The organism is Thalassospira sp. Z349TD_5 (genome assembly GCF_056173045.1).
The window spans coordinates 2,810,141-2,835,422 of record NZ_CM149654.1 but is presented as its reverse complement, the minus strand read 5'-3'; the positions used below and the strand labels follow the sequence as shown (position 1 = coordinate 2,835,422).

At 52.8% G+C, this 25,282-nt stretch carries 31 protein-coding genes; 24 read left to right on the top strand and 7 right to left on the bottom strand.

Going from position 1 to position 25,282, the window contains the following annotated elements; genetic code table 11:
* The 11 genes from rplR to AC0VXT_RS13040 all read left to right on the top strand — a co-directional run bounded on the left by rplR (position 1) and on the right by AC0VXT_RS13040 (position 8,155).
* Positions 1-354: a 50S ribosomal protein L18 gene (gene rplR, locus AC0VXT_RS13090; RefSeq protein ID WP_022734161.1), complete on the top strand. Its 354-nt coding sequence runs from the start codon at positions 1-3 to the stop codon at positions 352-354.
* A gap of 11 nt (positions 355-365) precedes the next feature.
* Positions 366-944, top strand: coding sequence for a 30S ribosomal protein S5 (gene rpsE / locus AC0VXT_RS13085; RefSeq protein WP_022734162.1), 579 nt, complete (start codon positions 366-368; stop codon positions 942-944).
* Positions 945-950: 6 nt separating this feature from the next.
* Entirely contained in the window at positions 951-1,145 is a 195-nt protein-coding gene (gene rpmD / locus AC0VXT_RS13080; RefSeq protein ID WP_022734163.1) for a 50S ribosomal protein L30, read from the top strand.
* A 29-nt stretch (positions 1,146-1,174) separates the two neighbouring features.
* Positions 1,175-1,660 (top strand): 50S ribosomal protein L15, encoded by a 486-nt coding sequence (rplO, locus tag AC0VXT_RS13075; protein WP_022734164.1) that lies wholly within the window; start codon positions 1,175-1,177, stop codon positions 1,658-1,660.
* Positions 1,661-1,743: 83 nt separating this feature from the next.
* Positions 1,744-3,090: a preprotein translocase subunit SecY gene (secY, locus tag AC0VXT_RS13070; RefSeq protein ID WP_102783192.1), complete on the top strand. Its 1,347-nt coding sequence runs from the start codon at positions 1,744-1,746 to the stop codon at positions 3,088-3,090.
* Between the two features lie 35 nt (positions 3,091-3,125).
* On the top strand, positions 3,126-3,770 hold the full coding sequence (locus AC0VXT_RS13065; protein WP_022734166.1) for an adenylate kinase: 645 nt from the start codon (positions 3,126-3,128) through the stop codon (positions 3,768-3,770).
* Positions 3,771-3,890: 120 nt separating this feature from the next.
* Positions 3,891-4,259 (top strand): 30S ribosomal protein S13, encoded by a 369-nt coding sequence (gene rpsM / locus AC0VXT_RS13060; protein WP_022734167.1) that lies wholly within the window; start codon positions 3,891-3,893, stop codon positions 4,257-4,259.
* Positions 4,260-4,276: 17 nt separating this feature from the next.
* Positions 4,277-4,672, top strand: a complete 396-nt coding sequence (gene rpsK, locus AC0VXT_RS13055) for a 30S ribosomal protein S11 (protein WP_475545787.1) — start codon at positions 4,277-4,279, stop codon at positions 4,670-4,672.
* Between the two features lie 143 nt (positions 4,673-4,815).
* Positions 4,816-5,808, top strand: a complete 993-nt coding sequence (locus AC0VXT_RS13050; RefSeq protein WP_475548584.1) for a DNA-directed RNA polymerase subunit alpha — start codon at positions 4,816-4,818, stop codon at positions 5,806-5,808.
* 188 nt (positions 5,809-5,996) lie between these two features.
* Positions 5,997-6,428 (top strand): 50S ribosomal protein L17, encoded by a 432-nt coding sequence (gene rplQ / locus AC0VXT_RS13045; RefSeq protein ID WP_101303398.1) that lies wholly within the window; start codon positions 5,997-5,999, stop codon positions 6,426-6,428.
* Between the two features lie 281 nt (positions 6,429-6,709).
* On the top strand, positions 6,710-8,155 hold the full coding sequence (locus AC0VXT_RS13040; protein WP_475545786.1) for a DegQ family serine endoprotease: 1,446 nt from the start codon (positions 6,710-6,712) through the stop codon (positions 8,153-8,155).
* Positions 8,156-8,179: 24 nt separating this feature from the next.
* On the opposite strand, the gene AC0VXT_RS13035 is transcribed toward AC0VXT_RS13040, so the two are convergent.
* Together AC0VXT_RS13035 and AC0VXT_RS13030 are read right to left on the bottom strand one after the other, a co-directional pair.
* Positions 8,180-9,382 (bottom strand): MFS transporter, encoded by a 1,203-nt coding sequence (locus AC0VXT_RS13035; RefSeq protein ID WP_475545785.1) that lies wholly within the window; start codon positions 9,380-9,382, stop codon positions 8,180-8,182.
* A 44-nt stretch (positions 9,383-9,426) separates the two neighbouring features.
* Entirely contained in the window at positions 9,427-9,777 is a 351-nt protein-coding gene (locus tag AC0VXT_RS13030; protein ID WP_181951548.1) for a PadR family transcriptional regulator, read from the bottom strand.
* A gap of 204 nt (positions 9,778-9,981) precedes the next feature.
* On the opposite strand from AC0VXT_RS13030, the gene AC0VXT_RS13025 reads away from it, so the two are divergent.
* The 9 genes from AC0VXT_RS13025 to AC0VXT_RS12985 all read left to right on the top strand — a co-directional run bounded on the left by AC0VXT_RS13025 (position 9,982) and on the right by AC0VXT_RS12985 (position 17,641).
* Positions 9,982-11,298: a replication-associated recombination protein A gene (locus AC0VXT_RS13025; RefSeq protein ID WP_475545784.1), complete on the top strand. Its 1,317-nt coding sequence runs from the start codon at positions 9,982-9,984 to the stop codon at positions 11,296-11,298.
* A 115-nt stretch (positions 11,299-11,413) separates the two neighbouring features.
* Positions 11,414-12,022 carry an FMN-dependent NADH-azoreductase gene (locus AC0VXT_RS13020; RefSeq protein ID WP_101303402.1) on the top strand — a complete coding sequence of 203 codons (609 nt, stop codon included), beginning with the start codon at positions 11,414-11,416 and terminating at the stop codon, positions 12,020-12,022.
* Positions 12,023-12,244: 222 nt separating this feature from the next.
* Entirely contained in the window at positions 12,245-12,778 is a 534-nt protein-coding gene (locus AC0VXT_RS13015; RefSeq protein WP_475545783.1) for a hypothetical protein, read from the top strand.
* 155 nt (positions 12,779-12,933) lie between these two features.
* Positions 12,934-13,326, top strand: a complete 393-nt coding sequence (gene crcB, locus AC0VXT_RS13010) for a fluoride efflux transporter CrcB (RefSeq protein WP_417823612.1) — start codon at positions 12,934-12,936, stop codon at positions 13,324-13,326.
* Complete coding sequence (locus AC0VXT_RS13005; protein WP_475545782.1) at positions 13,323-14,429, top strand: RluA family pseudouridine synthase; 1,107 nt, start codon at positions 13,323-13,325, stop codon at positions 14,427-14,429. Before crcB ends, AC0VXT_RS13005 begins: the two co-directional genes overlap by 4 nt.
* A 186-nt stretch (positions 14,430-14,615) precedes the next feature.
* On the top strand, positions 14,616-14,999 hold the full coding sequence (locus tag AC0VXT_RS13000; protein WP_475545781.1) for a hypothetical protein: 384 nt from the start codon (positions 14,616-14,618) through the stop codon (positions 14,997-14,999).
* Complete coding sequence (locus AC0VXT_RS12995) at positions 14,996-16,339, top strand: nucleoside 2-deoxyribosyltransferase (protein ID WP_475545780.1); 1,344 nt, start codon at positions 14,996-14,998, stop codon at positions 16,337-16,339. The genes AC0VXT_RS13000 and AC0VXT_RS12995 overlap by 4 nt, the downstream gene beginning before the upstream one ends.
* Complete coding sequence (locus AC0VXT_RS12990) at positions 16,332-16,955, top strand: 7-cyano-7-deazaguanine synthase (protein ID WP_475545779.1); 624 nt, start codon at positions 16,332-16,334, stop codon at positions 16,953-16,955. The genes AC0VXT_RS12995 and AC0VXT_RS12990 overlap by 8 nt, the downstream gene beginning before the upstream one ends.
* 17 nt (positions 16,956-16,972) lie before the next feature.
* Complete coding sequence (locus tag AC0VXT_RS12985) at positions 16,973-17,641, top strand: HhH-GDP family DNA glycosylase (protein ID WP_475545778.1); 669 nt, start codon at positions 16,973-16,975, stop codon at positions 17,639-17,641.
* Positions 17,642-17,731: 90 nt separating this feature from the next.
* On the opposite strand, the gene AC0VXT_RS12980 is transcribed toward AC0VXT_RS12985, so the two are convergent.
* Positions 17,732-18,004 (bottom strand): hypothetical protein, encoded by a 273-nt coding sequence (locus AC0VXT_RS12980; protein WP_022734180.1) that lies wholly within the window; start codon positions 18,002-18,004, stop codon positions 17,732-17,734.
* A gap of 479 nt (positions 18,005-18,483) precedes the next feature.
* On the opposite strand from AC0VXT_RS12980, the gene AC0VXT_RS12975 reads away from it, so the two are divergent.
* Both AC0VXT_RS12975 and AC0VXT_RS12970 read left to right on the top strand, forming a co-directional pair.
* Positions 18,484-19,182 carry an HAD-IA family hydrolase gene (locus AC0VXT_RS12975; RefSeq protein ID WP_101303412.1) on the top strand — a complete coding sequence of 233 codons (699 nt, stop codon included), beginning with the start codon at positions 18,484-18,486 and terminating at the stop codon, positions 19,180-19,182.
* Entirely contained in the window at positions 19,169-19,645 is a 477-nt protein-coding gene (locus AC0VXT_RS12970) for an SRPBCC domain-containing protein (protein WP_475545777.1), read from the top strand. The genes AC0VXT_RS12975 and AC0VXT_RS12970 overlap by 14 nt, the downstream gene beginning before the upstream one ends.
* 75 nt (positions 19,646-19,720) lie before the next feature.
* Here AC0VXT_RS12970 and AC0VXT_RS12965 read toward each other — a convergent pair whose 3' ends face one another.
* Positions 19,721-20,335 (bottom strand): HAD family hydrolase, encoded by a 615-nt coding sequence (locus tag AC0VXT_RS12965; protein WP_475545776.1) that lies wholly within the window; start codon positions 20,333-20,335, stop codon positions 19,721-19,723.
* A gap of 233 nt (positions 20,336-20,568) precedes the next feature.
* Here AC0VXT_RS12965 and AC0VXT_RS12960 point away from each other — a divergent pair, with 233 nt between their 5' ends.
* Complete coding sequence (locus AC0VXT_RS12960; protein ID WP_475545775.1) at positions 20,569-21,393, top strand: dienelactone hydrolase family protein; 825 nt, start codon at positions 20,569-20,571, stop codon at positions 21,391-21,393.
* Positions 21,394-21,491: 98 nt separating this feature from the next.
* On the opposite strand, the gene AC0VXT_RS12955 is transcribed toward AC0VXT_RS12960, so the two are convergent.
* From AC0VXT_RS12955 to AC0VXT_RS12945, 3 genes are all read right to left on the bottom strand, one after another.
* On the bottom strand, positions 21,492-22,262 hold the full coding sequence (locus tag AC0VXT_RS12955) for an ABC transporter permease (protein WP_412775843.1): 771 nt from the start codon (positions 22,260-22,262) through the stop codon (positions 21,492-21,494).
* Positions 22,263-22,279: 17 nt separating this feature from the next.
* Positions 22,280-23,074, bottom strand: a complete 795-nt coding sequence (locus tag AC0VXT_RS12950; RefSeq protein WP_022734186.1) for an ABC transporter ATP-binding protein — start codon at positions 23,072-23,074, stop codon at positions 22,280-22,282.
* Between the two features lie 94 nt (positions 23,075-23,168).
* Entirely contained in the window at positions 23,169-24,203 is a 1,035-nt protein-coding gene (locus AC0VXT_RS12945; protein WP_022734187.1) for an ABC transporter substrate-binding protein, read from the bottom strand.
* A gap of 283 nt (positions 24,204-24,486) precedes the next feature.
* On the opposite strand from AC0VXT_RS12945, the gene AC0VXT_RS12940 reads away from it, so the two are divergent.
* The gene (locus AC0VXT_RS12940) at positions 24,487-25,200 is read left to right on the top strand and encodes an ATP12 family chaperone protein (protein ID WP_475545774.1); all 714 of its coding nucleotides are present in this window, start codon (positions 24,487-24,489) and stop codon (positions 25,198-25,200) included.
* The last annotated feature ends 82 nt before the right edge of the window (positions 25,201-25,282 follow it).

The window sequence follows — 25,282 nt, the reverse complement described above, 5'->3', positions numbered from 1 at the left end:
ATGAAAAACGTGAGAAGCCTTTTCGAGCGCCGCAAACGTCGCGTTCGTTTTGCGATCCGCCAGAAAGCGGCCGGTCGCCCGCGCCTTTGTGTTCACCGTTCGAACGCTCACATCTATGCACAGGTTATCGACGACGTCGCTGGCACCACCCTGGTGGCTGCTTCGACGGCAGAGAAAGCCCTTGCAGGCAAAGGCAGTAATGCCGAAGCCGCTGTTCTGGTTGGCAAAGCCATTGCTGAACGTGCAGTTAAAGCTGGTGTGAAAACGGTCGTTTTCGATCGTGGCGGGTATTTGTTCCATGGCCGAGTGAAAGCTCTGGCCGATGCCGCCCGTGAGGGCGGTCTAGACTTCTAAGGAGCACGACCATGGCACGTAACCAGAATCAACAGCAGCAGCAGGCGCCGAAAGCCCGTGAAGAAAACGAACTCGTTGACAAGCTGGTTGGTATCAACCGCGTCGCGAAAGTCGTTAAGGGCGGTCGTCGTTTTGCATTTTCCGCAATGGTCGTTGTCGGTGACCAGCGCGGTCGCGTCGGGTACGGCACGGGTAAAGCCCGTGAAGTTCCAGAAGCGATCCGTAAAGCCACCGAAGCAGCCAAACGCAACATGATCCGCGTTCCGCTTCGTGAAGGGCGTACCCTTCACCATGATACCAAAGGCCATTTCGGTGCAGGCAAGGTTGTCCTTCGCTCGGCTCCGGCTGGTACCGGTATCATTGCCGGCGGTGCGATGCGTGCGGTTTTCGAAACCATGGGCGTTCAGGACGTTGTGTCCAAATGTACCGGTTCGAACAACCCACACAATGTGATCCGCGCAACCCTTGACGCTCTGGTCAACGGTGCGTCTCCGCGTCAGGTCGCTGCTAAGCGTGGCCTGAAAGTCGGTGACGTCGTTGCCCGTCGCGATAGCGGTTCGGCTGCGGCCGCCGTTCTCGAAAAGGAGTAATTCGATATGGCTGCTAAGAAAAAAGCGACTGTACGCGTTACCCAGACGGGTTCGCCGATCGGACGTCCGGCAGATCAGCGTCAGACCCTTGTGGGTCTTGGCCTGAACAAAATGCACCGGACTCGTGAGCTGGAAGATACACCAGCTGTTCGCGGTATGATCGCAAAGGTCAAACACCTCGTCCGTGTGGACGAGGCTTGATTGACCCCAGATCGAAAAGGTGTTGAACGATGAAACTCAACGAACTTGCCGATAACCCGGGTGCGCGTAAAGCGCGTACCCGCGTCGGTCGCGGTATCGGTTCGGGCAAAGGCAAAACTTCTGGCGCAGGTCAGAAGGGTCAGAAGTCCCGTTCAGGTGTAGCCATTAATGGCTTCGAAGGTGGGCAGATGCCTATCTATCGCCGTCTTCCGAAACGCGGCTTTACGAACCTGTTCAAGAAACAGTTCGGTGTTGTAAACCTTGGTACCCTTCAGACCGCCGTTGATAACGGTGATCTTGAAGAAGGTGCGAATGTCACCGTAGCTCTTCTTGCAGAAAAAGGCCTTGCCCGTCCGCAGAAAGACGGTCTGCGTCTTCTTGCTAAAGGTGAACTGAAAGCGAAACTGAACATCGAGATTACCGGTGCTTCGAAAGCAGCTGTTGAAGCTGTTGAGAAAGCCGGCGGCTCGGTTAAGGTTCTTGCTCCGGTCGCTGAAGCAAAAACCGCAGAATAAGCCTATAATGACTTCGTGAGGGTCCGGTTCCATTAATTTGCGGGACCGGACCCTCCAGTTTTAGTGTATTGGGAGATGAGTGCATGGCATCGGCCGCCGAGCAGCTTGCCGCGAACCTGAACTGGTCGTCTTTTACTAAGTCGACTGAGCTTAAAAAACGTATCTGGTTCACGTTGGGCGCGCTTATTGTTTATCGTCTGGGGACCTATATTCCGGTTCCTGGTGTTGACCCGTCTATTCTTGCTGACATTTTCCGTCAGAATGCAGGCGGCGTTCTGGGCATGTTTGACATGTTCGCCGGTGGTGCGTTGGGTCGTATGACGATCTTTGCGCTCAATATTATGCCGTATATCTCGGCCTCGATTATCATTCAGTTGATGACGACCGTTTCGCCAACTCTTGAGACTCTCAAGAAAGAAGGCGAGCAGGGCCGCAAAAAGATTAATCAATATACCCGCTATCTGACAGTTGTGATTGCAACGGTGCAGGCATGGGGCATTGCTGTTGGTCTTGAAAGCATGACCGGTTCAACCGGTGCTGCTGTTCATGATCCGGGCATGTTCTTCCGCTTTACCGCTGTTGTGACGCTTGTTGGTGGTACCATGTTCCTGATGTGGCTTGGTGAACAGATCACCCAGCGTGGCATTGGTAACGGTATTTCGCTGATCATCTTTGCCGGTATTGTTGCCGGTCTGCCTAGCGCGATTGCCGGTACTTTGGAACTTGGCCGTACTGGCGCGATTTCAGCCTTTGCGATCATTTCGATCATCGTTCTGGCGATTGCGGTTATTGCGTTCATCGTCTTTGTTGAACGTGCGCAGCGCCGCGTTCTGATCCAGTATCCCAAACGCCAGGTTGGCATGAAGGTTATGGAAGGTCAGAGCTCGCACCTGCCGCTCAAGATCAACACTGCCGGTGTGATCCCGCCGATTTTTGCAAGCTCGTTGCTCCTCATGCCGCTTTCGGTGGCACAGTTCACCACCGGTGTTGATGCACCTGTGTGGCTGTCGACGGTGACGGCATTGCTTGGTCGCGGACAGCCGCTTTATATCGCGCTGTATATTGGCCTGATCGTATTCTTTGCCTTCTTCTACACGGCGGTTGTTTTCAACCCGGAAGATACGGCAGACAACCTGAAGAAACACGGTGGGTTTATTCCGGGCATCCGTCCGGGTAAAAATACCGCGAATCATCTGGATTTCATTCTGACCCGTTTGACGGTGATCGGTGCAGCTTATCTGGCGTTCGTTTGTATCTTGCCAGAGCTTCTGATCGCAGAATGGTCTGTACCCTTCTACTTTGGTGGGACTAGCTTGCTGATCGTTGTAACGGTTACGATGGATACCGTTGCACAGGTTCAGTCTCATATGCTGGCTCATCAGTATGAAGGCCTGATCAAGAAATCCAAACTGCGTGGTCGCCGCCGATAAAGAAGCGACTACGGATATCAGGGGGACGGACGAAAATGAACATTATCCTTCTTGGCCCTCCCGGCGCGGGCAAGGGTACTCAGGCAAAGCGTCTTGAAACAGGACGCGGCATGGTTCAGCTCTCAACGGGCGACATGCTTCGTGCAGCGGTAGCAGCTGGCACGGAACTGGGGCAGAAGGCAAAGGAAGTCATGGACGCGGGGAAACTCGTATCCGACGATCTTATGATCGGTCTGATTTCTGAAAGACTTGACCAGGATGATACCAAAAACGGTTTCATCCTGGACGGGTTCCCACGCACAACGGCCCAGGCGGAAGCCTTGGACGATATGCTGGCAACCAAAGGATTGGCACTTGATTATGTGATTGAACTGCGTGTGGATGATGCAGCGTTGGTGGCCCGTGTTGTCGGTCGCTATACCTGTGCCAAATGCGGGCAGGGATACCATGACGAGTTCCAGAAACCGGTTGAAGAAGGTGTCTGCGACGTTTGTCAAAGCACCGAATTCAAACGTCGCGCGGATGACACCGCCGAGACGGTCACCTCTAGGCTGGAAGCTTATCACAAGCAAACAGCACCGATCATTCCTTACTATGAAAAGGTCGGTAAGCTGAAAACAGTTGACGGGATGGCTGAAATCGACGAAGTTACGCGCGAGATTGAAGCCATCCTGGGGTAATTTCCCGGGCAGGGCGTCTTTTTGCTGGCGGGTTGGCAGTAATGCTGGCCCGCTTTTGCAGCGCTCTACCCAACCGGATCTGCCGCAGGGTTTGTTAACAGGAAACAGGAGTCTCACACAGTGGCTCGTATTGCTGGCGTGAACATCCCGACTGCTAAACGCGTCGTGATTGCGCTTACCTACATCACCGGCATTGGTCCGGCGAAAGCTAAAGAAATTTGCGCTAAGGTTGGAATCGAAGCAGCAACCCGTGTTCATCAACTCTCTGATGACCAGGTTCTCAAGGTTCGTGAAGTCATCGACGCTGATTACACCGTCGAGGGCGACCTTCGTCGTGAAACCGCAATGAACATTAAACGTCTGATGGATCTGGGCAGCTATCGCGGCCTGCGTCATCGTCGCGGTCTCCCGGTACGCGGTCAGCGTACCCACACCAACGCTCGCACCCGCAAGGGACCGGCTAAGCCGATCGCAGGCAAGAAGAAGTAAGGTAGGGGACAGAGACAATGGCGAAAGCTCCTCAGCAGACTCGTGTACGTCGTCGCGAGCGCAAGAACATTACGAACGGTATCGCGCACGTAAACGCGACCTTCAACAACACCATGATTACCATCACTGACGTTCAGGGGAATACCATCTCCTGGTTGACCGCTGGTGGTATGGGTTTCCGCGGTTCGCGTAAATCAACACCATATGCTGCACAGATGGCTGCCGAAGATGCAGGTAAAAAAGCTGCAGAACACGGCATGAAAACTCTTGAAGTACAGGTTAAAGGCCCGGGTTCGGGACGTGAATCTGCACTGCGTGCGCTTCAGGCTGTTGGTTTCACGATTACGTCGATCAAAGACGTAACGCCGATTCCGCATAACGGTTGCCGTCCGCGTAAACGTCGTCGCGTCTAATCGCGTCGATCTGCGGACGACCCCGCGTTTGGGCCCGGTGCACCCGGGCCCCTTCGCGTTTCTCATGAGGGCAAAACTTGCTCTCCTTATATTAGGCTCCAGTTGCGAAGGTGGGTCTCGTGATTTAAAAGAACTGGCAGGAACTGATTAAGCCGACCAAGCTTGATGTTACTCCGGGTACAGACGCCAGCCGCGTTGGTACGATCGTGGCGGAACCGCTGGAGCGCGGTTTTGGTCAGACTCTGGGTAACGCGCTGCGTCGCATTCTGCTGTCGTCGCTCCAGGGTTCAGCGGTTACCGCGATCCAGATCGACGGCGTATTGCACGAATTTTCGTCGATCCCGGGTGTCCGTGAAGATGTCACCGACATCATCTTGAACATTAAGACCATGGGCGTGCGCATGCATGCCGAAGGTCCAAAGAAAATGACCCTGAAGGCGACCGGCCCTGGTGCCGTCACCGCAGGTCAGATTCAGACCGGTGCTGACATCGAAATCCTTAACCCGGATCTCGAGCTGTGCCATCTTGATGATGGTGCGACGCTGAACATCGAATTTACCGTTGATAACGGTAAAGGCTATGTCGCAGCAAGCGGTCACAGCTCTTCGGATGCACCGATTGGTCTTATTCCGATCGATGCAATCTTCAGCCCGATCCGTAAAGTGGCCTACAAGGTGGAAAACACCCGTGTCGGTCAGGATACCGATTTTGACAAGCTGTCACTTACCGTTGAAACCAACGGTGCGTTGACCCCGGAAGATTTGGTCGCTTTGGCTGCTCGTATCCTTCAGGACCAGCTGTCGCTGTTCGTCAACTTCGATGAGCCGGAAGCGGTTGTCGAAGAGAAGAAAGAAGACGAACTGCCGTTCAACCGTAACCTTCTTCGTAAGGTTGACGAGCTTGAACTTTCGGTCCGCTCGGCAAATTGCCTGAAGAACGACAACATCATCTATATCGGTGATCTTGTTCAGAAGACCGAAGCAGAAATGCTTCGTACGCCGAACTTCGGCCGTAAGTCGCTGAACGAAATTAAAGATGTACTGGCTCAGATGGGCTTGCATCTCGGTATGGAAGTCGGCGGTTGGCCGCCGGAAAATATCGAAGAACTCGCTCGTAAGTTCGAAGATCCGTTTTAATAACGGGTCTTCGGCCTTCGGGTCGTGATCGGAGCATTTATGCTCCAAACCGGGAAAACCAAATTGTTTGGCGTTTCCGGCGGGCTAGTTGCCCACACCGCACGTGCATGACCTGGCTTTGATCAGGGTGGCGGCGCGGTTTTACAATCGGTTTCGTGAGCGAAGCCAGGTTATTAAGGAGAGTTACCATGCGTCACGGTATGCACGGCCGTAAACTTAATCGTACGTCGTCCCATCGTAAGGCGATGTTTGCCAACATGGCCGTTTCGCTGCTCACCCACGAGCAGATCAAAACCACTCTTCCGAAGGCCAAAGATCTTCGCCCTTACGTCGAAAAACTGATTACGCTGGGCAAGCGGGGCGACCTGCATGCACGCCGTCAGGCTATTTCGATCCTGCGTGATGACAAAATCGTTGCCAAGCTGTTCGGCGAAATCGCTGAGCGTTACAAAGAGCGTTCGGGTGGTTACACCCGTGTTCTTAAAGCTGGCTTCCGTTACGGTGATGCCGCTCCGGTTGCGGTGATTGAACTTGTTGAACGCAATGCCGATGCAAAGGGTGCAGAAGACCGCGCCCGTGTTGAAGCAGAGAGCGAAGGCGAAGAAGCATCTGCTGAATAAGCACCGCTTCGGCCTTTAAGAAATAAAAACGGGCGGCGCCATATGGTGTCGCCCGTTTTCTTTTGCCCTGTGCAACGGCCAAGGTTGCCTGCGAATTTTGCTTAAATCAGTATTTCGCACCTTTGTTCATATTTCTGCCAAGGTTGCGCGGCAGTTCTGAAAACCCTAATTCTTTAGCCTGCCTCTTCCGATGGTTTAATTTTTGGGGCAGGGTGCGTTTATGGACTTCCCCCCAAACGCATTTCCAATCAGATAATCTGACAGCGATAAGAGAGATCGACGTGCAAGCAAGATGGATTCCGACCATTTTCACGATTGCGGTAACCTGCCTGATGGCGGTTTCCGGCCCCACCAGCATCGCGCATGCGCAAAGTGAAGACAGACGACTTCCGTCCAGCGAGACAGAAATCAAGATGTCGCTGTCGCCATTGGTGAAGCAAACCGCCCCGACAGTTGTGAACATCTATACCAAAAAGGTCGTGTCGGAACGTGCGCGATCGCCGTTCTTCAATGACCCGTTCTTCAAGCAGTTCTTTGGTGATCGGTTCGGCGGTGCCTTTGGGGCCCCGCGTCAGCGCGTTGAACGTTCGCTTGGGTCTGGTGTGATTGTCTCGGGGGATGGCACGATTGTCACCAACCATCACGTGATTGACGGGGCCAGTGAAATTCGTGTGGTCTTGCATGATAACCGTGAATTTGATGCCGATCTGGTTGGATCGGACGAACGCACGGACTTGGCCGTTTTGAAACTGCGCGACGTTGATGCCGAACTGCCATCGATTACATTTGGCGATTCAGATGCGGTCGAGGTCGGTGACCTTGTTCTTGCCATCGGCAACCCGTTCGGGGTCGGGCAAACCGTCACCAGCGGGATTGTATCGGCACTTGCGCGTGCCGGTGTCACCGGACAGGACTACCAGTCATTCATTCAGACCGATGCGGCCATTAACCCGGGGAATTCCGGCGGTGCCTTGATTGATATCGATGGCAAGCTGATTGGGGTGAATTCGGCGATCTTTACAAAGTCTGGCGGATCAAACGGCATCGGGTTTGCCGTGCCGGTCAATATGGTCAAGGTGGTCATGCGCGGTCTGATCAGTGGTGATTTGCGCCGCCCGTGGTTTGGTGCTGCCGGGCAGGCGGTAACAGCGGATTTGGCGTCTTCATTGGAACTTGACCGCCCACATGGCGTTCTGATCAGCGAAATTCGCGACGGCAGCCCGGCAGAACGCGGCGGTTTGCATCCCGGAGATGTTGTTGTTGCCGTCAACGGACTTGCGGTTGATAACCCCAACGAATTGAAATTCCGCATTGCGACCCTGGAGCTGACCGGCGGGGCGGAACTTTCGGTCCTGCGTCAGGGGGCATCGGTGATGCTGACCTTGCCGCTTGAAGTTGCACCGGAACTGCCTGCGCGCGATGAAAGCATTATTGAGGGCCGCAATCCGTTTAGCGGGGCCAAGATTGCCAATATGAACCCGGCACTGGCCGACGAAATTGGGACCAACACCCTAAGTACTGGTGTGGTGGTGCTTGGTGTGGCGCGTGATAGCCTCGCACGGCGCACGCGGTTACAGCCCGGCGACTATATTGTGGAAATCAATGGCGAAGCAATTGACTCGGTTGCCCGCCTGAAGGAAGTTGTCACAGCAGGTGAACGCAGCAAGGACTGGAAAATCGCGGTCAAACGCGATGGCAAGGTCCTGACCGGCGAATTTACACTTTGAGTTTTCTTCGGCGAAAGATGCGGATCAATCCGTTTCTTTCGCCGAAGCTGTAACTTTAAGAGCCATCAACGCCAGCAGGGTCAATATCCCCAGCAACGTAGTTAGCAACAGTGCCTGCATGCCATATCCATCGATGAGAACCCCAAACACGAAGGGGGCGGCGGCCTGAGCAAAGCGAGACGGCGCCATCAGAAAACCCTGTCGCTTTCCGTATCCCGTTGGACCAAATATCGCCAGCGGCAACGTGCCCTTGGCAATGGTCAGGATACCATTCCCCATGCCATGCAGGCTGGTGAAAATCATGCTGGCGGGTCCCGCAAAGATCAGAAAAAGCACGCTTCCAATCGGGTGGGTGATCGCAGCCAGTCGTGCTGAAATCAGGGGATGCATGCGTTGCAAAAAACCAAACTCAAACAAACGACCGATGACTTGTGCAGGCCCGACCAGTGACGCGGCAATGATCGCATCTGCGGTATCAAGCCCGGAAATCTGTAACAGCCGCGGCAAGTGGGCAGCCATCGCCGTTGCGGTAAACCAACTGGCGGCAAAGACAAAAGCCAGCAACACCATCGGCATCGTAAAATAGTTGGTTTTTACGGTTTCGACGGGGCGGTCTTCTGCGTGTGATTTTTGTGCGATATCTGTCTGGGGCGATTTGCTGCCTGCCGGGATGAAAAAGCGGTTCAAGGGCAGGGCGAGGACAATATGCATCGCCGCCCAGAAAAAGCAGGTGATCCGCCATCCATATTCGATTTCAAACCATGCGGAGATCGGCCAGCAAATTGTGCTGGCAAATCCGGCAATCAGCGTGATGCCGGTGATTGGGCCTCGGGCGTCACTTTTGAAAATGACGGTCAGGCTGGCAAAGGCGGATTCATAAAGTCCCGTGGCCATGCCGACCCCAATGATCAGCCACGCAAGACATATTCCAACAATACCATCCGCCAGCCCAAGCAGGGCAAGGCCCGCGGCAAGCACTAGACTTGAAACCGTCATGACATTGCGACCGCCATACCGGTCAATCCGGGCCCCGGCCGCCGGACCAAGCAGAGCCGCCACCACAAGGGCAAGTGAAAACGCCCCAAATGCCCAACCCGGCGTTACCCCGATATCGTTGGCCATTGGCTCGGCCAGAATAGCAGGAAGGTAAAGCGTTGACCCAAAAGCCAGCGTTTGCACAGTGCCCAGTGCAAGGACAATCGGAAGCTTCTTTGGAACGGTGGTCATGATATTATACCTCGATCATCGAGGTATATGGGCAAAAAAACGGACTACGCACAGCAATCATTTCCACTGGGGTTCTGTTGGTCGGTATCGGGGGCAACCGCATCGCGGGTTGCAAGGATATGCTGGGTGACATTCATCCAGGCTTCGGTGGCCACCCGAAACGCATCGCGCCCCTTATCGGTAAGGGCGTAAACCTTGCGCTGGCGACCGTTCACCACTTCGGTATGGGATGTCATATATCCGCCGGCCTCAAACTCGTTCAAAACCGGATAGACGGTTCCTTCTGATGGCGAACAGCATCCATTGGTGGTTTTTTCAACCGCCTGAACGACCTGATAGCCATGCATCGGTTTGTGATGCAGAACGGAAAGAACAAAGAACTTCGACAAGGACATTTTGATTGTTCCCTGCCAATAAGATCGGTCTGTATAGTCAGCGCCTTGCATCATAAAGATTTCCGTCTGATTTGTGATCTGCACGCTATACCTCGACCCTCAAGGTGTCAATATTCTTGCCTTATCGCTGTAATCACATCGATGTTCGTGATAAGTTCCGCGCCAAACCGGTCATAAGATTAAGTTGGAGACTATCGGTCCGATATGCCGTCATTGTTTGAAAGTCAGGTGTCGCGCCCGTTGGCCGACAGATTACGCCCGGCGAAACTCGACGAAGTCGTCGGGCAGGGGCACCTGTTTGGCGATGACGGTCCGATCACCCGCATGATCAAGACCGGGCGCGTGCCATCGGTCGTGCTTTGGGGGCCGCCCGGTTGTGGCAAAACAACGTTGGCGCGCCTGATGGCCGATGTTGCCGATATGGCGTTTGAACCCCTATCGGCGATCTTTTCCGGGGTGGCGGACCTTCGCAAAGTGTTTGACCGCGCGCGCGGGCGGCGGTCAACCGGCGGGGCGACCTTGTTGTTCATTGATGAAATCCATCGTTTCAACAAGGCCCAGCAAGATAGTTTCCTGCCGTATGTCGAAGATGGCACCATCACCCTGATCGGGGCGACGACCGAAAACCCGTCGTTCGAGTTGAACGCGGCACTTCTGTCACGGTGTCAGGTTCTGGTATTGAAGCGCCTTGACGATCAGGGGCTTGAAGAACTTCTGGTCCGTGCGGAAAAGGAAATGGGGTTTGAACTGCCGGTAACGCCCGAAGCCCGCGAAACATTGCGTGCCATGGCCGATGGCGATGGCCGTTATTGTTTGAACCTTGCTGAAGAACTGTTTTCCATGCCGCCCAGTGACGAGGATGGTCCGCTTGGCGTGGCCGAACTTGCCCGCACTGTGCAAAAACGCGTGCCGATATATGATAAGGGCGATGACAGTCATTACAATCTGATCAGTGCGCTGCATAAATCCATTCGCGGTTCGGACCCTGATGCGGCCCTGTATTGGTTTAACCGCATGTTGGCGGGCGGTGAGGACCCCAAGTTCCTTGCACGTCGTTTAACCCGCATGGCGGTTGAGGACATTGGCCTTGCCGACCCACAAGCCCAGCAGTTTTGCATCAGCGCGTGGGAATCTCACGAACGGTTGGGGAGCCCCGAAGGCGAGTTGGCTTTGGCACAGGCGGTCATTTATCTGGCTCTGGCGCCAAAATCAAATGCCGGGTACGCCGCCTATAAAAAATCGCTCAAGATTGCGCGCGAAACCGGATCACTGATGCCACCGGCCCATATCCTCAACGCGCCGACCAAACTGATGTCTGATATTGGCTATGGCACCGGATATGCCTACGATCATGACCAGAAAGATGGTTTTTCCGGGCAAAACTATTTCCCCGATGGCATGCGCCGTCAGAATTTCTATGAACCGGTTGAACGCGGATTTGAGCGCGATCTGAAAAAACGGGTGGAGTATTTTGATCGCTTACGCCATGAACGACAAAAGGGACGGGGCGAGAATAACTGACGGTTGTTTAGTTGTCAAAATGGAAACAATTAAGTGAAAATTCGCAGGATAATCATTCAATCCGAAACCAAGTAGGGTGCTTTCATCAAATTAAGCACGGACTTGGAGATTGAAAATGACAAATATTCTGCACGTGAACGCATCTGTGAATGGTGAGAATTCCAACTCCCGCCAGATTGCATCGAAACTGATCGACCGTATTGTTTCCGCAAATGCATCAACCACAATCGTTGAACGCAATCTAAGCGGCACCGGTTCGATCCCGGCCCTGACCGGCGAAATCGTTGGGGCGTTTTACACCCCTGAAGATTCCCGTTCTGCCGAACAGAAACAGGTTATCGCAACCTCTGACGAACTGGTTGCTGAAGTTAAGGCTGCCGACGTTCTGGTCATTGGCGCGCCGATGTATAACTTCGCCGTTCCCTCAACGCTCAAAGCATGGGTCGACATGATTGCCCGCGTCGGTGTGACGTTCCAGTACACTGAAAACGGTCCGGTTGGCCTGCTTGAAGGTAAAAAAGCTTACGTGGTTGTTGCCACGGGTGGCGTTCCGGTCAACAGCCCGGCTGACTTTGCAACGCCTTACATGAAGCAGGTCCTTGGCTTTATCGGCATTACCGAAGTTGAAATCATTGATGCTTCTGGCTTTGCGGTGAACGCAGAAGAAGCCATGCAGCGTGCGATTGCCAATGTCGAAGCTGCTTCGCTTCCGGTTGCGGCCTAACCAAACCAATTAAAGATCGACCTGTTGCAGTGCTGATCTGATGTGAAATGGGGCATCGTTAACATCTCCCCCCTCCCTCAACGCACGTTAACGATGACCTGTTTTAAAAAAAATGCCCGACTGTTTTACAGTTGGGCATTTTGCTTTTGTGGGGTTTCGCGCTACGTTTCCTGAGGTTGGCGGGTAACATGCCAAGTGTCATTTCAATCAGGTGCGCAGCGGGTGAGACGTTTGACAGCAATCATGATCTGGGGACTTCTGGTTTTGGCCGGGATATTTGCCGTTGTACGGTTTTCCGGATTGCTTGGCATGATGCTGACGGCGGGGGAGCCGCCGCAGTTTGTCTTTGATCCCAATTCGGAATTACCAGACACGCCAAACTATTTTCTATCCTGCCCGGATGGTTTGGCCCCGCGGGGTGGTCAACAGATGACAAGCCCACAGTTTGATGCGTCCGTCGCAAAGTTGGGGAGGGCCTTTATCGCAACCGCACCAGATCACGGCATGAAGCTGACCGACGGCAGTGTTGGAGCGCACAGTTTGCAGTTTCTGGCCCGCAGCAAAGTCTTTCAGTTTCCTGATTGGGTCGAGTTAAAACTGATGTCAGTCCCGGATCAGGCCGGGGCGACATTCTGCCTGTTTGCCAAATCGGTCTATGGCCGGGATGATTTTCAGCAAAATGAAAAACGCACGCGTGCATGGCTGCGGGATGTGCGGCAAACCCTTGAACCAAAGGATGTTTCAAAGGGGCTTTGATGCTGTGAAGATTGAAAAATTGGCGTGACTGAGGTCTGATAGACCCACGAACGCGAAAAAAGTGTGCTATTGGCAAATTATGATCCTGTTATCGCCTTGGGCCCATGACGTTTTCACACGTGACTTTTGATCTTTGAGGGAATAGGTTCCGCGCCATGCAATTTTCACCGTTGTTTATCGCTTCGATTGCCTTGGGCGGGGCCATTGGTGCTGTCGCACGTCACAGTGTGTCGGTTATGATGGGCTCGATCATGGGCGGCGGCTTTCCCTGGGGAACCTTGACGGTTAACATCGTTGGCTCGTTCCTGATGGGGGCACTGCTTGAGATTTCTGCGCTTAAGCTATCGCTTTCGCCGGAAATACGTGCGCTGCTTGTCACCGGGTTCTTAGGGGCATTTACAACCTTTTCGACTTTTTCGCTGGATGTTGCGACCCTATATGAACGGGGCAATCTGGGGCTGACGGCCCTATATATTATTGTCTCTGTTGTGGTTGGCATTTCCGCACTGTTTGGCGCAATCGCGCTGGTAAGGGGTATTCTGCAATGAGTGGTGTCACTCTGCGCAAGGTCAAGGCTGAGGACGCCGACGTTCGGCTTGATCGCTGGTTTAAGCGCAACTGTCCTGAATTTACATTCGGACAGGTTCAAAAGTTTCTGCGCGGCGGTCAAATCCGTGTTGATGGCAAACGTGCCAAGGCCAACCAGCGTGTTGAGCCGGGGCAGGAAATTCGTGTGCCGCCGGTTCCCGTGATGTCGGGCGGCGGTTCGGAGCCATGGACCAAAGACGGCGCCTATAGTGCGTCCGAAGGTCCGCAGCGCAAACACGACGGCCCGGCAAAATCCAATGCCAGCGAAGCCGAACTTCAGGCTTTGCGCGATTCCGTCATTTTCTATGACGAAGTTGTTCTGGCCATCAATAAACCCGCCGGTCTGGCCGTGCAGGGCGGGACCAATACGTCCATTCACGTTGATGGCATGCTGGATGCGCTAAAACTCGACAGCAAGGAACGCCCGAAACTGGTTCACCGGCTCGATAAGGATACCAGTGGTGTCCTTCTGCTTGCGCGGTCATCGTCGGCGGCCCATGCCCTGACCAAGGCGTTCAAGGACAAGTCCACCCGGAAACTGTATTGGGCGATTGTCACCGGCGCCCCGGTTGAGCGCGAAGGCCTGATTGACGCACCACTGGCAAAGCTTGCCGGTAAGGGCGGGGAAAAAATGGTCATCGACGAGAAGCAGGGTAAATCAGCACAGACGGTCTATCGTCAGCTGCACCGCGCCGGACGCCGTGCGGCCTGGTTGGCGCTGTCGCCTTTGACCGGACGTACGCACCAGTTGCGCGCCCATTGTGAGGCCATGGAATGCCCCATCTTGGGCGATGGTAAATACGGTGGGGCGAAGGCCTTCATTGATGGCATGTCAAATCAGATGCATCTGCATGCGCGCGCGATTGATTTTCCCCATCCGGTGACGGGCCACCGGGTTGTGATCGAAGCACCGGTGTCAGAACATTTCGCCACAAGCCTCAAGGCGCTTAACTTCGATCCGAAAACACCGACGAAATTTTTGACCCCGGAAATCCACCGGGAAAAGGAAGAAAAGCCAAAGCCCAAGCCCAAGGCAAAACCGTCGCGTCTGCGCAAAAGATAACGTCTGATTTACCATGGTCTGAATCTGCAAAAAGCCGACGCACAGCGTCGGCTTTTTAGGTTGGTGCGTTCAATTTTTCATAGAAAATATTTCTAGAATGATACGTTTAGGTTGATTAATTTTTTTAGAATGTAAGTATATATACTCAAATCAAGAAAAGATTTTCAGCTTAAGGGAGGAATAGTCATGGGCAGTACTGGTTCGGGTAGTTTTTCGGACTATCCTGGAAGCTCTGGAAAATCCGGAAGTTCCAGCTCAGGCGGGGCAGATGGAAATGGCGGTCAAGGAGACCGTTGTGAACGAGCATTTTCTACAGCGCTGGAGGATGTGAATCACAGTACTTATTTTACCTCTAGGGGCACTGTTCCTCCTGTCGGAACCGATGTAATTGTCGCTCATAAGAAGAGGTTGGTGGCTCAGACCATTGCAGGTGAGGATATTGGGAACCTTCCAACAAGCCTTAACTATCTTGCTGGCTGTATGAAGGCGGGGCGCACTTATAACGGCACAGTTATTAGCTCCAGCAATGGTACAGTTGCTAAAGTGACTGTGGATTTTGCACCAGCATGACGAACGATAACGAAAAGCGGATCCTTTTGGTTGGCGAGGTAATTGTTGATGTGACGATTACTCCAAAGGGGCAAGAAAATAAGCTTAGGTTGGGGGGCGTGACCCATGCCGCAAGAGGAATGTGGGCATGGGATCGTGACTTTGATGTAGCTGTAGTTCTTCCGCGATATTTGGAAAAAAGTGCTAGAAAGTACTTTGAAATGCTGGGGTGCTCAAATTTTGAGGTTTTCGGTTATGTGGACGGGGCGCCAAATGTAACGTTGATCTTCGACCCAACAGAGGTGAGCGATCAAGAGTATGACAATCTTCTTCGTCATGAAAAGTCCTTTGAACCCGTACCTAACGATGAACAGAAACAGAGAAAATACAATGACATTTTGCTGTTTCCCGGTGAGTTCCCGCTTTCTGAAGTTCAACGTTACTCATGTCCCAGTACCAAGCTGCACATTGATGTAGCTTATGATGTAGGTGATGTTCGAGATCTTGCTTCGGAAAGTTGGAAGATTGAAACTGTATTCATGTCGACATCCTCCAAGTTGTTTTTGGAAGTTTACAATCAGGATGTCGCCAAGCTGGCCTCAGATTGTTTCGATTTAGGCTGCGAAACTTTTGTCTTCAAAGAAAACAGAGGTGGAGCACGTGTCTTGGTTTGCGGCGAAGCAAAGGAAATTGTGTTGCCGTCTCAGTTGGGAGTAACGCTAAATTCTGTAGGGGTAGGGGATGTATTTGCTTCAAGGTATGTGACTGCTTTGCTTGATGAAAAAAAGCTCCAAGAAGCCGGGTTGAGAGCTGTTCAAGCAAGCTCAGCGTATTCGCAAACGACTAATGTGGATACGTTCAAGATGTATGTTTTACGTTCTGAGAAGCTCAGTGCTGAAGAGTTGCTTTACCTTGGAGGAACTGTTGTTCCTTGGGTTGATCGACAAGAACTAAGCATATATTTGGCTGCTCCAGATTTTGATTATATTGATCGACGACATATTGAGCATGTGGTTTCTGCGTTAAAGTACCATAACTTTAGGGTGAGACGACCGGTTCAGGAGAATGGGCAGTTGCCCCAAGGATCTGAGTACAATCAACTGCAAGAAACGTATGATCGTGATTTGCAGATACTCTCAGAATGTAGCTTGCTCTTCGCTATCCCAATCAACAAAGACCCTGGCACACTCGTTGAGATAGGAATCGCGATTGAACGAGGAATACCGGTTGTTGTCTATGACCCCGACAATGAGGCTAACAACACAATGGTTATAGCCGGGGCTGACGTATATTCATCAGAAATTGATAGTTGTATTAATGCTGTGTTCAATCTGCTCTCCAAGGAGACAGTAAATGACTAAAGTCATTGTTCTGGCATCTGGCGGTCTTGACTCAACTACAGTGATGTATTCGTTGATTAGTCAAGGATTGCGAGTCGTCCCACTTTTCTTTGATTATGGTCAACATTGCGTAGAAAAAGAATGGGAGACTCTTCACAATGTGCTGTCCCATAAGCTTGTGGAAAAGGCAGTTAGACTTGATATTTCAGACGTTTTCCAGAACTCGACATCTCGACTAATTCGAGAACCGAATTTGTGGGAGGAGCCTGTTAGTGACAACGATATGTATATCCCATATAGAACACTGATCTTTTTTTCAGCTGCGTCGGCCTTTGCGCAGACTTTGCAGATCCGAGAGGTCTATTCTGGATTCATTAACAGCAACCATGCAAAAGAGTTGGATTGCTCGAGTGCGTTTTTTAATGAATTGGGTGAATTCGCAGAGGACATTGGGCCTGTGCGCTTTAAGCTTCCTTTTAGAGAATTAAGTAAAGCTGATGTTGCAAGGATGGCTGAAGAGCTGAAAGTTCCGATTGGAGCTACATTTTCTTGTCAAATATACAGCGATGTTCCTTGCGGAGCTTGTCCAAACTGTGTTGAGAGGTTGGCAGCGTTGAGGGAAGCTGAGCTGATCTAGTTTATAGGGGGGGAGAGATGAGTGAGTTGCTAAGTCACGCGAGGTTGGTCGCGAACTTTGCTATTTCTCATGGGGCGTTGGAATTTCCAACTCCGCACAGAAAGCCTGTAAAGCACATGGGAGCTCTACTGGCTGACTCGGTGTTGCAGGCTGGCCTTAACTACAAGTCTGTGGTTCGTCCAAGAGTAGATAGAATATATAGGCTTTACTCCTCCGCGGATACGACGTCTGGGATCCTTAGAGTAATCGATTTGGTTGGAACGTCAGATTTCTTGATGTGGGATCACAACGTCAAGATCGGCAGGTTCGAACGATTGGTGAGGTTTCTTCAGGATTCTGATATTGATTCAACAAAAGTGTTGAGGTCCTCTCTACAAGATTCTTCTTTTTGCACAGCACTCTTGAGTGTAAACGGCGTGGGGCCAAAGACAGTTGATTATCTTTCTTGTTTGGTAGGTTTAGACTCAGTGGCTGTTGACAGGCATGTAAAACTGTTCGTCAAGAACGCCGGGGTCAACGTTGTAGATTACGATACAGTTAAAGTTGTGTTCTCCTATGCAGCTGACTTACTCAATATACCTAGGCGGGCTTTTGATTCATGGGTTTGGGAATTCGTTTCTCAGAGCTCATTGAGGATTGACCAGTACTCACTTTTTCACCGGCCAGCCTCAAGTTCCGTAGCCTAAAACCGCGAAAAGCCGACGCACTGCGTCGGCTTTTTCGTCCCTGTCAGAGGTCAATACCAAAAGGCGTTGTAATGACATTGGTCGTCTTGGTTAATGGTGCCTCGCAGATTTACCGAAACGCCCGACAAAGGCGTCATGAACGCGGCGAAGGTGCCGTGCATGCACGGTGTTTCCAGTGCGTTCACAAATAACGGCCTGGCTTTTGATCATGACCGCGATGCGTTTGCGGCCACGTGGTGTGTGCACCATGCTTTCGCCTTCCTCAAGGGCGGTTAGAATTGGGATATGCTCACATTCGGCTATGGCGAGTATTTCCTCCTCTCGAAGGTCGCTGAAATCTATGCAGTCCCTAAGCGTGAGCATCTTCTGTCTCCGCTGTTATCAGATACTGTCGATAGCCAGAAAAACAGTATACCGCGCGTTAAAGGCGTTCGAAAGCGACCTGAATTTCACCATTGGTTTCCAGTGCTTCCCGCACAGCAAAAAATGCATCTGATTTGCATCTCTACGGGACTCGATCTTTGGGGCGGTATCGGCTAGGGTCTGACCCCAATTGAATGCTTGAAATGGTCGCGAGGAATTTGTGCGGATATCAGGAGCATTACCGCAGCAAGGCTCGCTGCCTTGCAAGGTGATGCGACGCAGTAGCCCGTGCAAATTCCTCCGATCCGAAGGACATCAGGACACTCTGCGACCTGCTGCGTCAATCCCCTTGCCCGGGGCAATACCCCGCGCGGCGGAGATTTCCTTGCATGTCTTGCTTGTTCTGATGCCATTTTAAACATTCAATTGGGTTCAGACCCTAATCTGCGGCCATATAAAATGATGATGGATGATGCTTCATGGCGAATGACCCGCTTAGACTTGTTGTATTTGATTGTGACGGCACCCTGGTGGATAGCCAGCATGCGATTGCACACTGCATGGACCATGCCTTTGCCCAGCATGGGCTTGATTGCCCGGGACTGGAAAATACCCGCACCATCATTGGTCTGAGCCTGCCAGAAGCCATTGCCAAACTTGCCGCACCGCGCCGCGTTACCGATGAGGTGATTGATGCGGTGACAGCGGCCTACAAGGATGCGTTCTTTACCCTGCGTCAGACACCTGATTTCCACGAACCGCTGTTCCCCGGCGTGCGCGAGGTCCTGACCGAACTGGACCGCCGCCAATGGTTGTTGGGTGTTGCCACCGGCAAGGCCCGGCGCGGTCTTGATGCGGTCTTGGCGCGCAATGAACTTGATGGCCGGTTCGTTACCTTACAAACCTGCGACAATCATCCGTCCAAGCCCCATCCATCAATGTTGATGGCGGCCCTTGATGAAGCCGGGGCTGATGCGCCCAATGCGGTGATTGTCGGTGATACCAGCTATGATATCGAAATGGGCCGTGCGGCAGGCATGATCGCCATTGGCGTTGCGTGGGGCTATCATGATATTGAAACCCTGACGGCGTCGGGCGCACATGCGGTTATCCGCCATTTTGATGAACTGCCGTCCGTGCTGGATCGTATTTGGGAAATTGATTGTGACGCCGCTTAAAAACCCGGAACTCGGACCGATTAACTTTGAACTGACCGTGGCCGTTGATCCCGATCACGCGTTTGAGGCCTTCACCGCCGAATTTGGGCAGTGGTGGCCAACCGATAGCCATTCGATTTCCAAAAAAGACTGCATTGCGGTTGATATGTATCCCGGTCTTGGCGGTGCGATTGTCGAACGTGCCCGTGGACGTGAAAATATTTCATGGGGTCATGTCGAAATCTGGCAGCCGGGCGAACATCTTGCCTTTACCTGGCATCCGGGCTGGAATGCCGGGGATTATACCCGTGTCGCGGTATCCTTTGACATGAATGATTTTGGTCGCTGTGTGATCCGGTTGGAGCACAAGGACTGGCATAACGTTGGCGATATCGCACCGGCCCTGCGCAAGGGATATGTTGCGGGCTGGGAATATGCCTTTGGCGAGTGCTTTGCCAACTATCTGCGGGAAAAACGCGGCTAAAACAGACCTATGCGCCTGATACGTAAAAGGGCACCTCTTTTTTAAAGGTGCCCTTTGTCATGTCGGGAGCAAATTTTAAACAAGCCGATCTTCGATCATTTCACGGCGCAGTTTGACCGGATCATTGAACCAATGGGTCATAAAGCCCATCTCACGCGCCTGCTGGATGTTCTTTTCGCTGTCATCAATAAACAGGGTTTCGCGCGGGTTGAGTTTGAACCGTGCGCAGGTCAGCTCAAAAATGCGCGGATCAGGTTTGGCGAGCTTTTCCTCGCCAGACACCAGAATACCTTCGAAGTGATTGAGAAACTCAAACCGTTCGACCGCAAATGACCATGTTTCTGCCGACCAGTTGGTCAGGGCAAACAGACGCACATTGCCGCGTGATTTCAAATCTTCGAGGATGTGGACCGTGCGGTCAATCTGGCCCTTAAGCATTTCCGGCCAACGATCCCACCATGCGGCAATCTGATCGGCATGATCGGGATGGCGATGCTGCAAATCGGGAATTGATTTGGCAAAGCTAAGCGCGCCCTTGTCATGGAGGAAGTTCCAGTGCGGATGGCAGATCTCGCTCAGGAAATGTTCCATGTCTGCCGGATCGTCAAAGATCTTGCGATATAAATGACGCGGGTCCCAATCAACAAGAACGCCGCCAAGATCAAACAGTACGGTTTCAATTTCGCGCATGGATACTCCTGCTTGCGGGGGGGGGGCTCGATGGTCTGAGGTTAAATCAGGTGGCGGGGCGAACCGCAAGCGGCAGTTTGTTGAAAATGTTGCATTGATCGAAGGTACCCGACTGTCCGTATGACAACAGGTCAACACATTACGGCGGCGATGACGGGAGTGTGATTTGCCTATGCCCCCGGTCATCGCGAATGATTGCACCGTAAGAAACTGTCATCAAAGGAGGCTTGAATATGTGTACGCTTGATGGATGTGGCTCACACGAGCATCTTGGACCACCACCCAAGGCAACAGATGAACAGCGTCGATTGTTTTTAAAAGGGGCGGTTGCGCTACCGCTTGCGATTGTTCTGGCCGACCCAGTTCTGGCCCACGCGCAAGGGGCCATGCTTGATAAAGTCACCATCACCACACCCGAAGGCGCAAAAATGGTGGCCGAAATCGCCATGCCAGCGACCTTGCCGGCACCAACCATTATTCTGATCCATGAATGGTGGGGGCTTAATGATCATATTCGTGCCGTGGCGGCTGAATATGCCAAGCAGGGCTATATCGCGCTTGCGGTTGATTTATATGGTGAACCACCTGCGACCACACCCGATGGCGCACGTGCCTTGATGTCGGGGATGGACCCGGTTGCTGCTACCCGCAAATTGCAGTCCTCGGTCGAGTTTTTGAAAAACCACAAGGACTCAACGGGCAAAGTTGGTTCGGTTGGCTGGTGCTTTGGTGGTGGTTGGTCGCTTAATACCGCGCTTGCCACAGATGTTGATGCGGCTGTGATCTATTACGGCAATGTCAACAAAACCCCCGAACAGGTTGCGACCTTGAACGCACCGCTGATGGGCCATTTCGGAATGCTTGATAAATCGATCAACAAGGAAATGGTCGAGGGGTTTGAGCAGTCGCTCGAAACGGCGGGCAAATCGCTGTATAAATTCTATTGGTATGATGCCGATCATGCCTTTGCCAATCCGACGGGCGGGCGCTATGACGCCGAGGATGCCCAGATGGCATGGACGCGCACACAGGCGTTCTTTGATCATCATCTGGGCTAGGCAGTGGTTGCTTTGCGACAAATGGTATAACGTATAAAGGCCGGGTCAAACCCGGCCTTTATATTTGTATGATGATTGGGTTCAGGCCCTAAATTTTATCAATTCGTCGGATTGGCGCGGTTGGCCCATTTGGTTGACCGGCGTTCGATGACGTTAAAGATTTCGTACATCGCAATCCCCATCACCGCGATCACCAGAAGCCCGGCAAACACCAGCGGCATGTTGAATTTCGACGATGCCGACAACATCAAATAACCAACACCAACGTTCGATGCCACGGTTTCGGAAATAACCGACCCGACAAAGGCCAGCGTGATTGCAACCTTTAACGAGGCAAAGAAATAGGGCATGGCACGCGGGAAGCCGACCTTGACCAGAATGTCTTTTCGGGTTGCGCCGAGTGATCGCAACACATCGCGCAATTCCGGTTCAAGGGTGGCAAGCCCGGTCGCGACATTGACCACAATCGGGAAGAACGAAATCATGAAGGCGGTGATGATGGCCGGCACCGTGCCAATACCAAACCACATGACCAGAACCGGCACCAGTGCCACCTTCGGCACCGAATTAAATCCGACCAGAAGCGGGTTTGCCGCGTCATAAATCGTTCGGCTGGATCCCACGAGTGCGCCAAGTACTACGCCAAACACCACAGCAATGGCAAAGCCCACAAGCGTCGTATAAAGCGTGTGGGTCGCATGCATCCAGATCGCTTCATGGAATTGCCAGCCGACAATGATGCTCTCGGACGGGGTAGGCAGCACATAGGGCGGGATGTTGAAAATGCGAACGATCAGTTCCCATAAAACAAACAGGCTGATGGCACTGAGCCAGGGGGAGGCTTTGCGCAGGTTGAGTTTCTTGTTCATGATATCTGCCCGCCTTTCTATGCTGCGCGCACGTCACGGATGTGACTGCGCAATTCGTGGACAAGATCGGTGAAAGGCTGGGTAAAGGTGACTTCCTGATCACGCGGCCGGGGCAGGGGGTTTTCCCGTGCGACGATGATTTTACCCGGACGTTTGGACATCACATAAATGGTATCGGCCAAATAGGATGCTTCGCGCAGATCATGGGTCACCAGAATAACCGTGAACGGGCGCACCATCCAAAGGTTCTGCAAAATGTCCCACAGTTCTTCGCGGGTAAAGGCATCCAGCGCGCCAAACGGTTCATCGAGCATCAAAAGATCGGGTTCATGGATCAACGACCGGCACAGTGATGCACGTTGCTGCATGCCACCTGACAATTCCCACGGAAATTTGTCTTCATGTCCTTCAAGCCCGACACTGGCCAGAAGCTTGCGCGCGCGGTCTTCGTATTCGGCGCGATGTTTGCGCAGGCGGTTACGGTGCGGCTTGACGATTTCCATCGGCAGCAAAACGTTATCAAGCGTGGTCCGCCATGGCAAAAGGGTCGGGTTCTGAAACGCCATGCCGACAATTTTAAGCGGCCCGGAAACTTCCTTATTATCAACAAGCACAATGCCATCGGTCGGCGGCATCAGTCCGGACACAAGTTTCAGCAAGGATGATTTGCCACACCCCGACGGGCCAACAACCGCGACAAATTCGCCCTTGTTGATCTTCATGTTGGTGGTGTCGAGTGCGAGTTCGTCGCCTTCGCTATAGCGCATCGTGACGTTATTGAGTTCGACAAAGCTTTTAGACACGGCAGTCATTCCCCCTGCTTGTCCGGATTGTTTTTTGTTATCTGTTATGGGTGGGATCAATGCATGCCGGGGCAGGATAACCTGCCCCGGATGTCTGTGTTGATTACTTGATCTGGCGGTCTGCTTCGCCGGGCATAAAGACATCGGTAAAGACATCGCCCACAGTCGGCTTGTTTTCAAAACCAAATGCCAGTGCAACCTGATCAATCGCCTTGGCCATACGGTCGGTTTTGACCATACCCATGCCGTTTTCCAAGCTGTCCGGGGTGACGACATTTTCGTCAATCGCCATCTGAAGGCGCTGCAGCTCAAGGGCCGGGTCAATCAGTGGATCGACTTCCTTAAGGGCGGCGATGGCCGATGCGGGGTCTTCAATGGCCGCACGCCAGCCTTTGACAACCGCACGCAGGAAGCCGCGCAGTTCTTCAGGATGTTTTTCCATCATTTCCGGCGATGCCAGAAGGCCGTTGCCATAAAAGTCCATGCCGAAATCCTTGTACTGGAAAACGGTCAGGTCTTCTTTGCCAATCCCTTGTGCCTGCAGGTTCAGGATGGATGTGAAATAGTGACCGGTAATCGCGTCAACATCGCCGCGCACCAGCATCGGTTCACGAAGCGGCGGGTCCATGCTTTCCCATTTGACGGCATCGACATCAAGTCCGGTTGCCGATGCAAAGGCCGGGTAAAGTTTGCGCGATGCGTCAAACACCGGCGCGCCAAGCGTCTTGCCAATCAGGTCTTCGGGTTTGGTGATGCCCGATTTCTTAAGCATGAACAACGCAAACGGCGGGCGGTCATAGACCATGAAGATCGACTTCATGGCGCGATCCGGGTTGGTGGCGTTAAATTCAACCAGCGAATTGATATCGGCCAGTGATACGTCATAGGCGCCACTGGCAACCCGCGTGATCGCCCCGACCGAACCGTTGCCCGAGTCAATCGTGACATCAAGCCCTTCGTCGGCGTAATAGCCGTTCTTTTTGGCCAGAATATAAGGGGCAGCCGGACCTTCATATTTCCAGTCGAGTGAAAATTTAAGGTCCATCTCGGCCTTGGCCGACGTTGCGCCAAAGGCAATGGCAGCGCTTAGTGATGCGCCAAGTGCGGCGCTAAAAAATCGGGTTGTGAATTTTGTCATACGAATGAAGCCTCTCCTGATTTCGGACTGTTATTATCAGCCCTGCAACCGAAATAATCCCCTGACGACACAGCAAGGCACATGCCATGTCCATTATTGTCGCGCATTTTCGCGCTTTTGTCATATTCACGTCGCAGAGTAGGGATGTTTACTATTTGGTCAATGGGGTAAATTGATCAAAAATTATACAGAAAAAATTGATAATCGCCTAAATGGCGTTCTGATGACGTAAAACCGTCTGAAACCCCTTGCGCCGAACTCTGCTTTTAGGCATATGGCGATCATGGTTACACAAACGATCAATCGCTTCTATAAAAAGGCCGATGCTGCTGTTGATGACAGCGGTGCGGGATGGCGTGTACAGCTTGACGGACGCTCGGTGAAAACACCGGCCAAGGCCGACTTCCTGCTGCCGTCCGAGGTGCTGGCACGTGAAATTGCCGCCGAATGGGATGCGCAGGGCGAAAAAATCCTGCCCCATACCATGCCGATCATGCAGCGCGCCGCAACCGCCATTGACCGCGTTCGGCCCAACCGCCCAACCGTGGTGGCGGAGCTGACCGGGTATGGCCGGTCCGACCTGTTGTGTTATCGCGCGGCATTCCCCGAAGACCTGATCGAACGGCAAGCCAAAGCGTGGCAGCCGCTGCTTGATTGGGTCGCACAGGAACTTGGCATTGAGCTGGTCGTGACCGAGGGCGTCATGCCGGTCAGCCAAAACGAGGATGCACTGGCACGTATTCAAGGACTGATTGACGGGTTTGATGATTATTACCTGACGGCATTGCACAACCTGACGACCGTATCGGGTTCCGTCATTATCGGCCTTGCCGTGATGCATGGCCGCATCAGTGCTCAGCAAGCATCCGAATGTGCGTTGCTTGATGAAGAATATTCGATTGAACAGTGGGGCGATGACGCCGAAGCGGTCCAGCGTCGCGATCGCCACCGCGCCGAAATTCTCGCCACCGGGCGGTATCTTGAGCTGCTTTCCTGATCCCTTAAGGTCAGATGTTTGCCGGATGCGTTAAAGTGAAAGGAGCGGTCACCCACTCCTTTTTGTCTTTTTAAAATACGTG

Bases quoted from the DNA above. Each gene is read 5' to 3' on its own strand.
- AC0VXT_RS12940 (WP_475545774.1), top strand. From the start codon at position 24,487: ATGGTTACACAAACGATCAATCGCTTCTATAAAAAGGCCGATGCTGCT.
- AC0VXT_RS12985 (WP_475545778.1), top strand. From the start codon at position 16,973: ATGAGTGAGTTGCTAAGTCACGCGAGGTTGGTCGCGAACTTTGCTATT.
- AC0VXT_RS13030 (WP_181951548.1), bottom strand. From the start codon at position 9,777: ATGTCCTTGTCGAAGTTCTTTGTTCTTTCCGTTCTGCATCACAAACCG.
- AC0VXT_RS13000 (WP_475545781.1), top strand. From the start codon at position 14,616: ATGGGCAGTACTGGTTCGGGTAGTTTTTCGGACTATCCTGGAAGCTCT.
- rplQ (WP_101303398.1), top strand. From the start codon at position 5,997: ATGCGTCACGGTATGCACGGCCGTAAACTTAATCGTACGTCGTCCCAT.
- AC0VXT_RS12955 (WP_412775843.1), bottom strand. From the start codon at position 22,262: ATGAACAAGAAACTCAACCTGCGCAAAGCCTCCCCCTGGCTCAGTGCC.
- AC0VXT_RS13035 (WP_475545785.1), bottom strand. From the start codon at position 9,382: ATGACCACCGTTCCAAAGAAGCTTCCGATTGTCCTTGCACTGGGCACT.
- AC0VXT_RS13005 (WP_475545782.1), top strand. From the start codon at position 13,323: ATGAGTGGTGTCACTCTGCGCAAGGTCAAGGCTGAGGACGCCGACGTT.
- crcB (WP_417823612.1), top strand. From the start codon at position 12,934: ATGCAATTTTCACCGTTGTTTATCGCTTCGATTGCCTTGGGCGGGGCC.
- AC0VXT_RS12975 (WP_101303412.1), top strand. From the start codon at position 18,484: ATGGCGAATGACCCGCTTAGACTTGTTGTATTTGATTGTGACGGCACC.
- rplO (WP_022734164.1), top strand. From the start codon at position 1,175: ATGAAACTCAACGAACTTGCCGATAACCCGGGTGCGCGTAAAGCGCGT.
- AC0VXT_RS12950 (WP_022734186.1), bottom strand. From the start codon at position 23,074: ATGACTGCCGTGTCTAAAAGCTTTGTCGAACTCAATAACGTCACGATG.
- AC0VXT_RS12965 (WP_475545776.1), bottom strand. From the start codon at position 20,335: ATGCGCGAAATTGAAACCGTACTGTTTGATCTTGGCGGCGTTCTTGTT.
- AC0VXT_RS13065 (WP_022734166.1), top strand. From the start codon at position 3,126: ATGAACATTATCCTTCTTGGCCCTCCCGGCGCGGGCAAGGGTACTCAG.
- AC0VXT_RS12945 (WP_022734187.1), bottom strand. From the start codon at position 24,203: ATGACAAAATTCACAACCCGATTTTTTAGCGCCGCACTTGGCGCATCA.
- AC0VXT_RS12980 (WP_022734180.1), bottom strand. From the start codon at position 18,004: ATGCTCACGCTTAGGGACTGCATAGATTTCAGCGACCTTCGAGAGGAG.
- AC0VXT_RS13020 (WP_101303402.1), top strand. From the start codon at position 11,414: ATGACAAATATTCTGCACGTGAACGCATCTGTGAATGGTGAGAATTCC.
- rpsK (WP_475545787.1), top strand. From the start codon at position 4,277: ATGGCGAAAGCTCCTCAGCAGACTCGTGTACGTCGTCGCGAGCGCAAG.
- AC0VXT_RS12995 (WP_475545780.1), top strand. From the start codon at position 14,996: ATGACGAACGATAACGAAAAGCGGATCCTTTTGGTTGGCGAGGTAATT.
- secY (WP_102783192.1), top strand. From the start codon at position 1,744: ATGGCATCGGCCGCCGAGCAGCTTGCCGCGAACCTGAACTGGTCGTCT.
- rplR (WP_022734161.1), top strand. From the start codon at position 1: ATGAAAAACGTGAGAAGCCTTTTCGAGCGCCGCAAACGTCGCGTTCGT.
- rpmD (WP_022734163.1), top strand. From the start codon at position 951: ATGGCTGCTAAGAAAAAAGCGACTGTACGCGTTACCCAGACGGGTTCG.
- AC0VXT_RS13025 (WP_475545784.1), top strand. From the start codon at position 9,982: ATGCCGTCATTGTTTGAAAGTCAGGTGTCGCGCCCGTTGGCCGACAGA.
- rpsE (WP_022734162.1), top strand. From the start codon at position 366: ATGGCACGTAACCAGAATCAACAGCAGCAGCAGGCGCCGAAAGCCCGT.
- AC0VXT_RS12960 (WP_475545775.1), top strand. From the start codon at position 20,569: ATGTGTACGCTTGATGGATGTGGCTCACACGAGCATCTTGGACCACCA.
- AC0VXT_RS12990 (WP_475545779.1), top strand. From the start codon at position 16,332: ATGACTAAAGTCATTGTTCTGGCATCTGGCGGTCTTGACTCAACTACA.